Origin of the sequence: Trujillonella endophytica, from assembly GCF_900110555.1 — a bacterium.
Classification (GTDB): domain Bacteria; phylum Actinomycetota; class Actinomycetes; order Mycobacteriales; family Geodermatophilaceae; genus Trujillonella; species Trujillonella endophytica.
The window spans coordinates 139,780-151,664 of record NZ_FOEE01000001.1; the positions used below are offsets into that span (position 1 = coordinate 139,780).

An 11,885-nucleotide genomic window follows, 5' to 3' on the forward strand; every position below is an offset into this window, starting at 1 on the left:
GTCGGGCAACAGCGCACCGGAGGGCGGTTCAGGGGGCCAGCAGCCGGCGCAGCCAGCGCAGCCGCGCGGCCCGGGCCTCCTGGGAGATCTGCGCCTGCGGGGCGATCGTGTCGAAGCCGTGGAAGCCCCCCGGCCACACGTGCAGCTCGGCCCGGCCTCCGGCCGCCCACAGTCGGCTCGCGTACGTGACGTCCTCGTCGCGGAAGGTCTCGGCCGAGCCGACGTCGATGAAGGTCGGGGGCAGCCCGGACAGGTCGGCCGCGCGCGCCGGGGCGGCGTAGGGGGAGACCGCCGCCGTCCCCCGGTCCTCGCCCAGCAGCGCCGACCAGCCGGTGGCGTTGCTGATCCGGTCCCACACCCCGTGCCCCTCCATCTGGAAGGCCGAGGGTGTGTCGTTGCGGTCGTCCAGCATGGGGCTGAGCAGCATCTGACCGGCGAGCGCTGCGGTGCCGCGGTCGCGAGCCATCAGGGCGAGGGCCGCGGCCAGGCCGCCCCCGGCGCTGAGGCCGGCGACGACGACGCGGTCGGGGTCGATGCCCAGCTCCGCGGCGTGCGCGAGGGTCCACACCAGGCCGGCATGGCAGTCCTCGACCGGGCCCGGATGGCGCGTCTCGGGCGCCAGCCGGTACTCGACGGAGACGACGGCGAGACCGAGGTCCTGCGCCCAGTCCAGGGCCTCGCTCACGCCCAGGCGGTTGTCGCCGAGGATCATGCCGCCGCCGTGCACGTAGTACAGCGCGGGCACCGGCGCGGTCGCGGCCGTGGGCCGGCAGATCAGCAGCCGCACCTCGGGTGCGCCCTCCGGCCCGGGCACGGCGCGCTCCTCGACCGCGAAGGTCCCGCCGCGGGCCAGGTCCACGTCCGTCGGAGCGGCAGGGTCCGGCCGCCGCACGAGCGGGATCAGCTCGGCCGTGAGCTGCGGCATGACCGCGGTGAAGGTGGCCAGCGCGGCAGCGAGCTCGGCGTCCATCGGCGGGGGCGGGCCGACGCGGCCGTCGCCGGTGCCGGAGGGGGAGTGGGTCGTCGTCATCGTCGTCCGTTCTCGGGGAGGGGCGGTCGGGCCGGGCGGTGATCAGTCGTCGATCGGCTCGCCGCACAGCGGGGAGGCGTCCTCGACGGGAACGAACTCCTCGCCCTCCAATGTCACGTAGTACTGGCACTGCTGGTCGTAGGTGACGTCGTCCATCGGGATCGGGGCGGGGAACAGCCCGCCGGCGTCCCAGGTGGTGCTCGCACGAAGTGTGCTGATGAACTCCGCCTGGGAGGAGTCGCACCCGGCCGCCTCCAGGCCGTGCAGGAACAGGTCGGCGCCGAACCAGCCCTGGGCGGTGAAGAAGCCCGGGATGCCCGACTCGATGCCGGCGTGCTCGCGCAGCGCGTCCGACAGGTGGCGGGTGGCGTCGGTGTCCAGCTCGACGGGCGCGAAGCTCGAGGTGAACGAGACGCCCTGGGCGAGCTCGACCGCGGTCGGGTTCCCCAGCAGGTCCGCGCCGTAGCCGGTCGGGGAGGAGACCAGGTCCATCGGGTGGTTCGCCTGGCGCAGCCCCGCAAGGATGGCGAAGGCGGTGTCGGGGTTGATCGTCAGGTACAGGGAGTCGGCCCCGGAGTCGATGATGTTGAGGACGATGGCGCCGACGTCGGTGCTGCCGAACTGCACGCTGTCGTTGGAGTACACCGTCTCGATCCCGGCCGCCTCGATCGACGCCAGGCCGTTGGCGAGGCCCGCCTGCGAGCTCGGGCTGGCGTACCCGACGCCGGCGACCCTCGTGGCGCCGTGGCTCGCGAAGTAGTCGCCCGCGGTGGAGTGGACGGTGTCGTAGTCGGGCACGGTGAAGTTCGGGAAGAGGTTGGGCACGTCGGGGATCTGCCGCCACTCGGGGGCGCCGTCGAACGCGCCGCCGATGACGGGCGTGCCGGCGCCCTGTGTGACCGCCCACTGGGAGGCTCCGAAGAACAGCCCGCTCTCGGCGATGACCGCGTACACCTCGTCCTGCTGGACGAGCTTCTGGATCCCGCTCAGCGCGCCCTGCGGCGAGGACTGGTCGTCGGCCACCGTCACCTCGAGGTCCAGGTCCCCGGCGCACTCGCCGCCGTCGGCCTCGTACACCGCGAACCGCGCCTCGATGCCGTCCACCGCCCCCTCGGATGCGGCGGCGGCCGGCCCGCTCAGCGAGGTCAGGACCCCGATGCGGAGCGTGCCCCCGCCCGTGCCACCGCCGCTCCCGTCCCGCTCCTCGTCGTCGCTGCCGCAGGCGGTGAGCGCGAGTGCGAGGCTGCACGCCAGGCCCACGGTCGTGAAGGTCGTGCTGCGCATGGGCCACCGTTCCGTCGTCGTCGGCGTCCCCTGTGACGCCGGTCGCAACCCTGCCGGGCCGGGAGGGGCGACGATCGGCGCCGCTGGCGGGACTTTCCCCGCCAGGTGGCGGGGTGCCTCCCCGGCCGGTCGGCCCTGGAATCGCCCCGTGCGGTGTGGCGTTGGGGGTCAGACATACTGGTCCTGACGCCGTCCAGCACGTCCGCCGCGGTGCGCCGCGCCGGCGCCGAGGTCGGTCCGACGAGAAGCTGAACCACAGAGCCCGCCGTGCCTGCGCATGTCGACGCCTGGGGTCGAGGAGGTCGACGACGTGCCCAGGGCACTGCTGCTGGAGAACATCGACCCGGTCGCCGTCGAGGTGCTGGGGAACGCCGGCTACGAGGTCGAGTCCGTGCGCGGGGCGCTGGACGAGGGCGATCTCGTGGCTGCGCTCGACGGGGTCGACGTCCTCGGCATCCGGTCGAAGACCCAGGTGACCGCCGAGGTGCTGCGCCGCCGTCCCGACCTCAAGGCGGTGGGGGCGTTCTGCATCGGCACCAACCAGATCGACCTGGCGACGGCGGCCGGCACCGGCGTCGCGGTGTTCAACGCGCCGTACTCCAACACCCGCAGCGTGGTGGAGCTGGCGATCGCGGAGATCATCAGCCTCGCCCGCCGGCTGCTCGACCGGGACCGCGCGCTGCACTCCGGCACGTGGGACAAGTCGGCGTCCGGCAGCCACGAGGTCCGCGGGCGCACGCTCGGCATCGTCGGCTACGGCAACATCGGCAGCCAGCTGTCGGTGCTCGCCGAGGCACTAGGCATGCGGGTGGTCTTCTACGACCTCGAGGAGAAGCTGGCGCTCGGGAACGCCGAATCGTGCAGCAGCCTCGACGAGCTGCTGGAGCGGGCCGAGGCCGTGACGCTGCACGTCGACGGCCGGGGCGGCAACGCCGGCCTGTTCGGTGCCGAGCAGTTCGCCAAGATGCGCCCGCGCAGCCTGTTCCTCAACCTCTCGCGCGGGTTCGTCGTCGACCACGAGGCGCTGCGCGACCACATCCTGTCCGGGCACATCGCCGGGGCGGCCGTCGACGTCTTCCCGGACGAGCCGCGCGAGCAGGGGGATCCGTTCACCTCGGTCCTGCGCGGCCTGCCCAACGTCATCCTGACCCCGCACGTCGGCGGGTCGACGCAGGAGGCGCAGTACGACATCGGCCGGTTCGTGGCCGGCAAGCTCGCCGACTACAGCCGGGCCGGGACGACGACGCTGAGCGTCAACCTGCCGACGGTGGCCCTGCACGGCGGCTCCGGAGAGCGGTTCGCCGTGCTGCACCGCAACGTGCCCGGCGTCCTCGCCCGCGTCGACGCGCTGGTCGGCGAGCACGGGCTGAACGTCGACGGCCAGGTGCTCGCCACCCGCGGGGAGCTGGGCTACGTCCTCACCGACGTCAACGCGGTCATGCCGGACGACCTGCTCACCGCGCTCCGCGCCCTGCCCGAGACCATCCGCCTCACCACGTTCGCGCACCGGCGGGACTGACCGCACCAATCCGCCGTAGGAGCCGCCCCGGGTGAACGCCGCCCGGGGCGGCTCCTCCGCATGCCCGGACGGGTCCGTCGGGCGCGCGTGCCTCCGTTCCCGACCGGCCGGACGGGCGCGGTTGACAGCCGCCCGGACGCCCGTTAGACATCCCACGTCGACATCCGCTGAGCAGTCGCTCAGCATGGCGCCCGACGTGCACACCGCACCGCCGGGCACCGCCGACTCGTCCGTCCGGTCACCCGGCTCGGTGCCGGTCCGTCGCGCGCCACGATCCGAGGGTCGGGTACCGCCCCTCGCCCCGGCGCGTCCGGCGCATTCCGCGCCGACACCGTGAGCCACGTCCTGAGGAGCACACGATGGGAAAGCTCGAGGGCAAGGTCGCCTTCATCACCGGAGCCGCTCGCGGTCAGGGCCGCGCCCACGCGATCCGCCTCGCCGAGGAGGGCGCGGACGTCATCGTGGTGGACATCTGCGCCCAGCTGGAGTCGGTGTCCTACCCGATGGGGACCACCGAGGAGCTGCAGGAGACGGTGCGGGCGGTGGAGGCCCTGGACCGGCGGATCGTCGCCCGGCAGGCCGACGTCCGCGACGTGGCCTCGCTCCGCACGGCCTTCGAGGAGGGCGTCGCCCAGCTGGGGCCGGTCGACATCGTCCTCGCCAACGCCGGCATCGGTGCGGGTGGCCCGGCGGTGCCCGAGGAGCAGGAGTGGGACGAGGTCATCGGTGTCAACCTGACCGGCGTCTGGAACACCGGCCGCGTCGCGATCCCCTCGATGCTGCAGCGCGGGCAGGGCGGTTCGATCGTGCTGACCAGCTCCACGGGCGGCATGGTCGGGGTGGGCATCCCGACGGCCGGCTTCCTCGGCTACACCGCCGCCAAGCACGGCGTGATCGGCCTGATGCGGTCCTGGGCCAACTTCCTGGCACCCCACAACATCCGGGTCAACAGCGTCGCCCCGACCGCCGTCAGGACACCGATGGCCGGCGACGGCAACCTGGCGGCGATCCTGGAGCGCTCCCCGGGGCTGGCGTATGCGCTGACCAACCCCATGCCCGTCGACATGATCGAGGCGCGGGACGTCTCCAACGCCATCGCCTGGCTGGTGTCGGACGACGCGCGCTACGTGACCGGCACCGTCGTGCCCGTCGATGCCGGACTCCTGAACAAGCGGTAGCCCACCCCTGGACGACCGAGCAGACGGAGGACCAGCTGATGTCAGGAATCCAGGCCCGCGGACGGACGCCCCGGTGACGGCCGCCGCCCGATACGCCGGCACGCGCGTGCAGCGGGTCGAGGACACGCGGTTGCTCACCGGGCGCGGCGTGTTCGTCGACGACGTCGTCCGGCCCGGGATGCTCCACGCCCACTTCGTCCGCAGCCCGATGGCCCGTGGCCGGATCCGGAGCATCGACGCGTCCGCGGCACTCGCCCTCGACGGCGTCCACGCGGTGTACACCGCCGAGGACCTGAACCCCGGCGTCCGCGAGCACTGGTACTCCCTCATCGGCCGGAACGTCCCGGACACCCCGCGGCCGCCGCTGGCCGAGGGCGAGGTGCGGTTCGTCGGGGACCCGGTGGCCCTGGTGGTCGCCGTCGACCGCTACGTCGCCGAGGACGCGGCCGAGCTGGTCGTCGTCGACTACGAGCCGCTGACACCGGTCGTGTCCTACGTGAGCGCGACCGAGTCCGAGGAGCTGGTGCACGAGGCCTACCCGCGCAACGTCGCCGGAACGCTCGGCGGCCGCCCCGCCGAGGACCTCGCCGGCACCTTCGCCGGCGCGGCGTACGACGTGCAGGAGACGATCCACCAGCAGGCGTACTCGGCCGTGCCGATGGAGACACGGGGCCTCATCGCGGAGTACTCCGCGCCCACCCGCGAGATGACGATCTGGGCGTCGACGCAGAGCCCGCACGAGGTGCGCCTCTTCTGCTCCCGGCTGCTGGGGCTGCCGGAGCACCACGTCCGCGTGGTGATGCGGGACACCGGTGGCGGGTTCGGCCAGAAGGCGGTCCCGCAGCGCGAGGACATGTGCGTGATGCTCGCCGCGCTCAGGCTGCCGGTCGCCCTGAAGTGGATCGAGGACCGGCAGGAGAACCTCTCGTCGGCGGGGCAGGGCCGGCACGAGCACGGCGCGGCCCGGATGGCCTTCGACGACGACGGCCGGATCCTCGCGGCCGCGATCGAGCACGTCCAGGACGCCGGTGCCTACCCGGTGCCGTGGCCGGTGCAGACCGCCATGGTCGTCGGCCTGCTGTTCCCCGGCCCGTACCGGGTCCCCGAGGCCACCTTCACCTGCACGTCGGTCTTCTCCAACACCAACGCCCGTGCGGCCTACCGGGGTCCGTGGCAGTTCGAGACGCTGTCGCGCGAGATGCTCCTGGACATCGCGGCACGCCGGATGGGGATGGACCCGATCGAGCTGCGCCGGAAGAACCTGCTGCGGCGGGACGAGATGCCGGTGGCCAATCCCAACGGCATGCCCTACGACGACGTCACCCCGCTCGAGACCTTCGAGCACGCGCTGGACCTGCTGGACTACGAGGCCTTCCGCGCGGAGCAGGAGCGGGCCCGCGCCGAGGGCCGGTACCTCGGCGTCGGGACCAGCACGTACATCGAGCCGACCACCACGGGCATGGGGTTCCTCGGCACCGAGGGGGCGACGATCCGCATCGAGCCCTCCGGCAAGGTCAACGTCTACGTCGCCGGCGGTTCGAGCGGGAACAGCTTGGAGACGACCGTCGTCCAGCTCACCGCCGACGCGCTCGGCGTCGACATGGCCGACGTCAGCACCATCCAGGGCGACACGGCGATCACGCCCTTCGGGGGCGGCACGGGCGGCAGCCGGTCCGGGTCGATGATCGCGGGCGCCGTCGCCGAGACGGCGTCCGTGCTGCGGGAGCGTCTCCTCGCGATCGCCGCGCACCGCCTGGAGGCGGCCGTCGAGGACCTGGAGCTGGTCGGCGGGCAGGCCGTCGTCCGGGGGACGCCCGGCAGCGGGATCTCGGTCGCCGAGATCGCCGACCTCGCCTACTTCGACACCGGCAAGCTGCCGCCCGGTGTGCCGCCGGGCCTCGAGGCCAGCGGCCGGCACAAGGGGCAGGCCCCGATGATCTGGGCCAACGCCACCCACGTCTGCACCTGCGAGGTCGACGTCGAGACCGGCATGGTGACGCTGCTGCGCTACATCGTCAGCGAGGACTGCGGGCCGATGATCAACCCCAACGTGGTGGAGGGGCAGATCGCCGGCGGCACCGTCCAGGGGATCGGCGGTGCCCTCTTCGAGCAGGGCGTCTACGACGAGGACGGCAACCCCCTCACCACCACCTTCGTGGACTACCTGCTCCCGACGAGCACCGAGGTGCCCACCATCGAGTACGGCCACGTCGAGACACCCGGCCCCGGACCGGGCGGCTACAAGGGCGTCGGCGAGGGCGGCGCGATCGGCGCGCCCCCGGCCGTCGTCAACGCCGTGGCCGACGCGCTCGCGCCGTTCGGCGTGACGCTGACCCGGTTGCCCGTCACCCCGGCGTCCGTCGTCGCGCTGGTGCAGGCCGCGCGGGACGGGGGCCCGGCATGAAGCCCGCCGCGTTCGACTACCACGCCCCGGTCGACCTCGACGAGGCCGTCGGCCTGCTCGGCGAGCTCGGTGAGGACGCCAAGGTCATCGCCGGCGGCCAGAGCCTGGTGCCCATGCTCGCGCTGCGCCTGGCCGCGGTCGACCACCTGGTGGACCTCCGCCGGGTGGGGGAGCTGCGCGGCATCGAGGTCCGCGACGGCGCCCTCTGGATCGGGGCCGGGATGACGCAGGCGGCGGTCGAGCGGTCGGCCGAGGTCGCCGAGGCGGTGCCGCTGCTCGCGCGCGCCACCCGGCTGATCGGGCACTTCCAGATCCGCAACCGCGGCACCATCGGCGGATCGATCGCGCACGCCGACGCCGCCGCCGAGTACCCCGCCGTCGCGCTGGCCCTGGACGCCGAGTTCGAGGCGTGCTCACCACGGGGACGGCGCACCCTCCCGGCCAGGGAGTTCTTCACCGGCTGGTGGAGCACCGCGCTGGACCCGGACGAGGTGCTGACCGGGATCTCCTTCCCGCGCCGGGCGGGGCGCAGCGGGTTCGCGATCGAGGAGCTGGCCCGCCGCCACGGGGACTTCGCCATCGCGGGTGCCGCGGTGGCGCTGGAGCTCGACGACGGCGAGCGGGTGCGGCGCTGCGGCATCGGCCTGTTCGGTCTCGGGTCCTCGGTGCAGCGAGCGGCCGCCGCCGAGGAGGCACTCGCCGGAGCCGTCGCCGCCGACGTCCGTCCGGACGAGATCGGGCGGACCGCCATGACCGGGCTGGACAGCATCCCCTCGGACCTCCACGGGCCGCCCGAGTACCGCAAGCGAGTGGGCGCAGCCATGGTGGCGCGCGCCTGGACCAAGGCCCTCCAGGAGGCGCGCAATGGCTGACACGGACGTCCGGATGACGGTCAACGGCATGGTCCGTCGGGGCACCGTCCCCGCGCGGCTGACCCTCGCCGACCACCTGCGGCAGAACTGCGGCCTGACCGGGACGCACCTGGGCTGCGAGCACGGCGCATGCGGCGCCTGCACCGTCCTGGTCGACGGCGAGGCGGTCCGGTCGTGCCTGGTGTTCGCCGTCCAGGCCGACGACACGGAGATCACCACGATCGAGGGGATCGCCTCGGCGGACGGCCGGCTGTCCACGGTGCAGAGCGCCTTCCGGGACCACCACGGGCTGCAGTGCGGCTTCTGCACGCCGGGCTTCGTCATCTCGGTCACCGCGTTCCTCCGCGACAACCCGGACCCCTCGGACGAGGAGATCCGCGAGGCCTTGTCCGGGAACCTGTGCCGCTGCACCGGATACCAGGGCATCTTCCAGGCGGTCCGCGCGGCGGCCGAGTCGCTGCGCGCCGGCTCTCCGGCCCCGGAGGCGGTCGTCCCGGCGCCTCCCGACTCGTGAGAAGGTCGGCGCATGGGGGCACCGCGCAGGATCGCCGGGCCTGACGCCAAGAACCGCGAGGTCCTCCTCGACGCGGCCGAACGGATCCTGCTGGACGAGGGTTATCCGGCGGTGACGTCGAGGCGGGTCGCGAGCAGGGTCGGGCTCAAGCCGCAGCTGGTGCACTACTACTTCCGGAACATGGACGAGCTGTTCCTCGCGGTCTTCACCCGGCGGGCCGAGGAGGGGCTCCGGCGGCAGGCCGAGGCGCTCGCGTCGCCCGAGCCGCTGCGTGCCCTGTGGGAGTTCGGCTCGGACCCCGCCGGCATCGTGCTGACCATGGAGATCATGAGCCTGGCCAGCCGCCGGGAATCGCTCCGGGCGGAGGTCGGCCGCTACGCCGAGCGGTTCCGCACCGCCCAGGCGGAGGCCCTGGCCGAGCTGATGGGCCGAGCCGGGGTCGCGGATGACGTCCCCCCGGCGGCGCTGTCGATGATCATGACCAGTCTGGCGCGGGTCGCGGTCATCGAACGGTCGATCGGTGTGTCCACCGGGCACGCGGAGACGCTGGCGCTGGTGGAGAGCTACATCGACAGGCTCGAGAAGGCGCTGCGGCCGGCGGGAGGGCCGCCACAGGCCTGAACCGGCGGGCTGTTAGACAGGGGGAGCCACCCGTCCGAGTCCGAGGGAGCCCCGCCGTGCGTGCAGTCCAGATCCAGACCCTCGACGGCCCCGAGGCCGTCCGGCTCGCCGAGGTCGACGAGCCCGCGGCAGGCGGCGACAAGGTCGTCGTGGACGTGCACGTGGCCGGGGTGTCGTTCCCCGAGGTGCTGCAGAGCCGCGGCGAGTACCAGATCAAGCCTCCGGTGCCGTTCGTGCCGGGCTCCGAGGTCGCCGGCGTCGTCCGGTACGCGCCCGAGGGCGCCGCCGTCCGGGCGGGCGACCGCGTCGCGGCGTTCCCCGGCACCGGCGGCTTCGCCGAGGTGGCGGCGGCCGATCCGCGCCTGGTGCTCCCGCTGCCCGACACCGTGTCGTTCGCGCAGGGCGCGGCGATGCCGATGAACTACCTGACCGTGCACTTCGCGCTCACCCGGCGCGGCCAGCTGGGCGAGGGGCAGACCGTGCTCGTGCAGGGCGCCGCGGGTGGTGTCGGGACGGCGGCGGTGCAGCTCGCCGCCGCGCTCGGCGCGCGGGTGATCGCGGTGGTGTCGTCGGAGGACAAGGTCGGGACCGCCCGGGCCGCGGGGGCCTCCGACGTCGTCCTCGCCGACGGCTTCCGCGACCGGGTCAAGGAGCTGACCGGCGGACGCGGCGTCGACCTCGTGGTCGACCCCGTCGGCGGCGACCGGTTCACCGATTCGCTCCGCAGCCTCGCCGTCGAGGGTCGGCTGCTCGTCATCGGCTTCACCGGCGGGGAGATCCCCACCGTCAAGGTCAACCGGCTGCTGCTGAACAACATCTCGGTCGTCGGTGTCGGCTGGGGCGCGTACTGGATGAGCACGGGCCCGGAGTACGTGCAGGAGCAGTGGGCCGACCTGCTGCCGCTGCTGCGCGCGGGCCGGCTCGACCCCGTGCTCGGCACGCAGTACCCGCTCGACCAGGCCGCGCAGGCGCTGCTCGAGCTCGACGAGCGGCGCGCCCGGGGCAAGGTCCTGCTCACCGTCCGCTGACGTCCGGGCCGGCGGGGAACCATCCCGCCGGGTCACCCCGCCGGGGCGTCCCCGGGCGGGCCGCCGTCGCCTTCCACGAGTGCCCGGACGGCACCGATGAACCACGCCGTCTGGTGCGCCTGCTCGGCGGGCGGCAACGGCGTCAGGGGCAACTGGCGCATGAAGGTCGCGAAGCCCGTGGCGAGGGCCGCGATGCCCAGCGCGCGGCTCCGCGCGTCCGCGCCGCCGAGCCACGCGGCGACGGGCCCGATGATCCGGGCCTCGGTGACCCGTGCCGCGGCCGCGGCGGCCTCGGGGTCGCCCGACGCGAGGGCGATCATCAGCGGCGGCCGCACCGGGTTGGCGGTGTCGAGCAGCGCCTCCGCCAGTCGCTCCGGATACTCGTCCCGGCTCCAGCGCAGCGTGTCCTGGACGGGCATCGCCGCCGTCAGCGCCGCCTCGAAGAGCGCGACCTTGGAGCCGAAGTAGCGCAGCACCAGTGTGGAGCTGGTGCCCGCGCGGGCGGCGATGTCGCGCAGGCCCGCGTGCGAGTAGCCGGTCTCGGAGAACGCGTGTTGCGCCGCCTCGAGGATCCGCCGGCGGGTCGCCCGGGCGTCGCGCCGGCGGGGCGGAGCGAGGTCGGCCGCCGGGCCGGGATCGGCCGATCTGCTTGACGTCATCGCGACCTCCCCCCGTAAGTTACCGATCGATAACTTACGGGAGGTCGGGATGGCGACGTTCGTACTGGTCCACGGCGGCGGACACGGCGGCTGGTGCTACCAGCCGGTGACCCGGCGGCTGCAGGCCGCCGGTCACACCGTCCACGCCCCGTCGCTGCCCGGAATGGGCGAGCACACCCGCGAGCTGCATCCCGGGATCGACTTGGACGCCCACATCGACGACGTCGTCGATCTGCTGTTCTACGAGGACCTGCGCGACGTCGTCCTCGTCGGGCACAGCTACGGCGGAATGGTGATCACCGGCGTGGCCGACCGCGCTCCCCAGCGCATCGGGCACCGCGTCTACCTCGACGCCGCCTATCCGCGGAACGGCGAGTCGCTGCACCAGCACGCGTTCGCGAGCATCGATCCCGTGCGTCAGGCGCTCTACGTCGAGGACGGCGTGGAGCTGGTGATGAAGCCGATGCCGGGCCTCGCCGGCTTCTTCGGCATCACCGATCCGGAACTCGCGCAGTGGGCCGACGAGCGGTTCACGCCGCAGCCCTGGGCGTGCTTCTCGCAGCCGCTGGTCCTCCGCGACGAGGCGACCATGCGGGCGATCCCCGAGTCCCACCTGATCTGCACGTCCACCATCCCCGGGCGGGCGATGGAGACGCTGCGGGAGCGGTCGCAGGGCCGGGTCCGGGACGTCGACACCGGCCACGACCTGATGCTCACCGAGCCGCAGTGGGTCGTGGACCGGCTGCTCGACGTGGCGGCCGGGCGGAGCGACTGAC

General features: G+C 73.5%; 11 protein-coding genes. 8 read left to right on the forward strand and 3 right to left on the reverse strand.

Features of this window, described 5'->3' with window-relative positions; all coding sequences use genetic code 11:
- Positions 1-28: 28 nt before the first annotated feature.
- Both BMY88_RS00725 and BMY88_RS00730 read right to left on the reverse strand, forming a co-directional pair.
- Positions 29-1,030 carry an alpha/beta hydrolase gene (locus BMY88_RS00725; RefSeq protein WP_091939124.1) on the reverse strand — a complete coding sequence of 334 codons (1,002 nt, stop codon included), beginning with the start codon at positions 1,028-1,030 and terminating at the stop codon, positions 29-31.
- A 42-nt stretch (positions 1,031-1,072) separates the two neighbouring features.
- Positions 1,073-2,314 carry an ABC transporter substrate-binding protein gene (locus BMY88_RS00730; protein WP_091939126.1) on the reverse strand — a complete coding sequence of 414 codons (1,242 nt, stop codon included), beginning with the start codon at positions 2,312-2,314 and terminating at the stop codon, positions 1,073-1,075.
- Positions 2,315-2,591: 277 nt separating this feature from the next.
- Here BMY88_RS00730 and serA point away from each other — a divergent pair, with 277 nt between their 5' ends.
- The 7 genes from serA to BMY88_RS00765 all read left to right on the forward strand — a co-directional run bounded on the left by serA (position 2,592) and on the right by BMY88_RS00765 (position 10,450).
- Positions 2,592-3,833, forward strand: coding sequence for a phosphoglycerate dehydrogenase (gene serA, locus BMY88_RS00735; protein ID WP_170860898.1), 1,242 nt, complete (start codon positions 2,592-2,594; stop codon positions 3,831-3,833).
- Positions 3,834-4,192: 359 nt separating this feature from the next.
- Positions 4,193-5,011 carry a mycofactocin-coupled SDR family oxidoreductase gene (locus BMY88_RS00740; protein WP_091939128.1) on the forward strand — a complete coding sequence of 273 codons (819 nt, stop codon included), beginning with the start codon at positions 4,193-4,195 and terminating at the stop codon, positions 5,009-5,011.
- Between the two features lie 73 nt (positions 5,012-5,084).
- Complete coding sequence (locus BMY88_RS00745; RefSeq protein ID WP_091939130.1) at positions 5,085-7,415, forward strand: xanthine dehydrogenase family protein molybdopterin-binding subunit; 2,331 nt, start codon at positions 5,085-5,087, stop codon at positions 7,413-7,415.
- Complete coding sequence (locus BMY88_RS00750) at positions 7,412-8,287, forward strand: FAD binding domain-containing protein (RefSeq protein ID WP_091939132.1); 876 nt, start codon at positions 7,412-7,414, stop codon at positions 8,285-8,287. Before BMY88_RS00745 ends, BMY88_RS00750 begins: the two co-directional genes overlap by 4 nt.
- Positions 8,280-8,801, forward strand: a complete 522-nt coding sequence (locus BMY88_RS00755) for a (2Fe-2S)-binding protein (RefSeq protein ID WP_091939134.1) — start codon at positions 8,280-8,282, stop codon at positions 8,799-8,801. The genes BMY88_RS00750 and BMY88_RS00755 overlap by 8 nt, the downstream gene beginning before the upstream one ends.
- 12 nt (positions 8,802-8,813) lie before the next feature.
- The gene (locus tag BMY88_RS00760) at positions 8,814-9,422 is read left to right on the forward strand and encodes a TetR/AcrR family transcriptional regulator (protein ID WP_091939135.1); all 609 of its coding nucleotides are present in this window, start codon (positions 8,814-8,816) and stop codon (positions 9,420-9,422) included.
- Between the two features lie 56 nt (positions 9,423-9,478).
- Positions 9,479-10,450, forward strand: a complete 972-nt coding sequence (locus BMY88_RS00765; protein ID WP_091939137.1) for an NADPH:quinone oxidoreductase family protein — start codon at positions 9,479-9,481, stop codon at positions 10,448-10,450.
- Between the two features lie 32 nt (positions 10,451-10,482).
- Here BMY88_RS00765 and BMY88_RS00770 read toward each other — a convergent pair whose 3' ends face one another.
- Positions 10,483-11,109: a TetR/AcrR family transcriptional regulator gene (locus BMY88_RS00770; protein WP_091939140.1), complete on the reverse strand. Its 627-nt coding sequence runs from the start codon at positions 11,107-11,109 to the stop codon at positions 10,483-10,485.
- Between the two features lie 49 nt (positions 11,110-11,158).
- Between BMY88_RS00770 and BMY88_RS00775 the strand changes: the two genes are divergently transcribed.
- On the forward strand, positions 11,159-11,884 hold the full coding sequence (locus BMY88_RS00775) for an alpha/beta fold hydrolase (RefSeq protein WP_091939143.1): 726 nt from the start codon (positions 11,159-11,161) through the stop codon (positions 11,882-11,884).
- The last annotated feature ends 1 nt before the right edge of the window (position 11,885 follow it).

Excerpts from the sequence above, each read along its gene's own strand:
- BMY88_RS00725 (WP_091939124.1), bottom strand. The coding sequence starts at position 1,030 with ATGACGACGACCCACTCCCCCTCCGGCACCGGCGACGGCCGCGTCGGC.
- BMY88_RS00730 (WP_091939126.1), bottom strand. The coding sequence starts at position 2,314 with ATGCGCAGCACGACCTTCACGACCGTGGGCCTGGCGTGCAGCCTCGCA.
- serA (WP_170860898.1), top strand. The coding sequence starts at position 2,592 with ATGTCGACGCCTGGGGTCGAGGAGGTCGACGACGTGCCCAGGGCACTG.
- BMY88_RS00740 (WP_091939128.1), top strand. The coding sequence starts at position 4,193 with ATGGGAAAGCTCGAGGGCAAGGTCGCCTTCATCACCGGAGCCGCTCGC.
- BMY88_RS00750 (WP_091939132.1), top strand. The coding sequence starts at position 7,412 with ATGAAGCCCGCCGCGTTCGACTACCACGCCCCGGTCGACCTCGACGAG.
- BMY88_RS00755 (WP_091939134.1), top strand. The coding sequence starts at position 8,280 with ATGGCTGACACGGACGTCCGGATGACGGTCAACGGCATGGTCCGTCGG.
- BMY88_RS00760 (WP_091939135.1), top strand. The coding sequence starts at position 8,814 with ATGGGGGCACCGCGCAGGATCGCCGGGCCTGACGCCAAGAACCGCGAG.
- BMY88_RS00770 (WP_091939140.1), bottom strand. The coding sequence starts at position 11,109 with ATGACGTCAAGCAGATCGGCCGATCCCGGCCCGGCGGCCGACCTCGCT.
- BMY88_RS00775 (WP_091939143.1), top strand. The coding sequence starts at position 11,159 with ATGGCGACGTTCGTACTGGTCCACGGCGGCGGACACGGCGGCTGGTGC.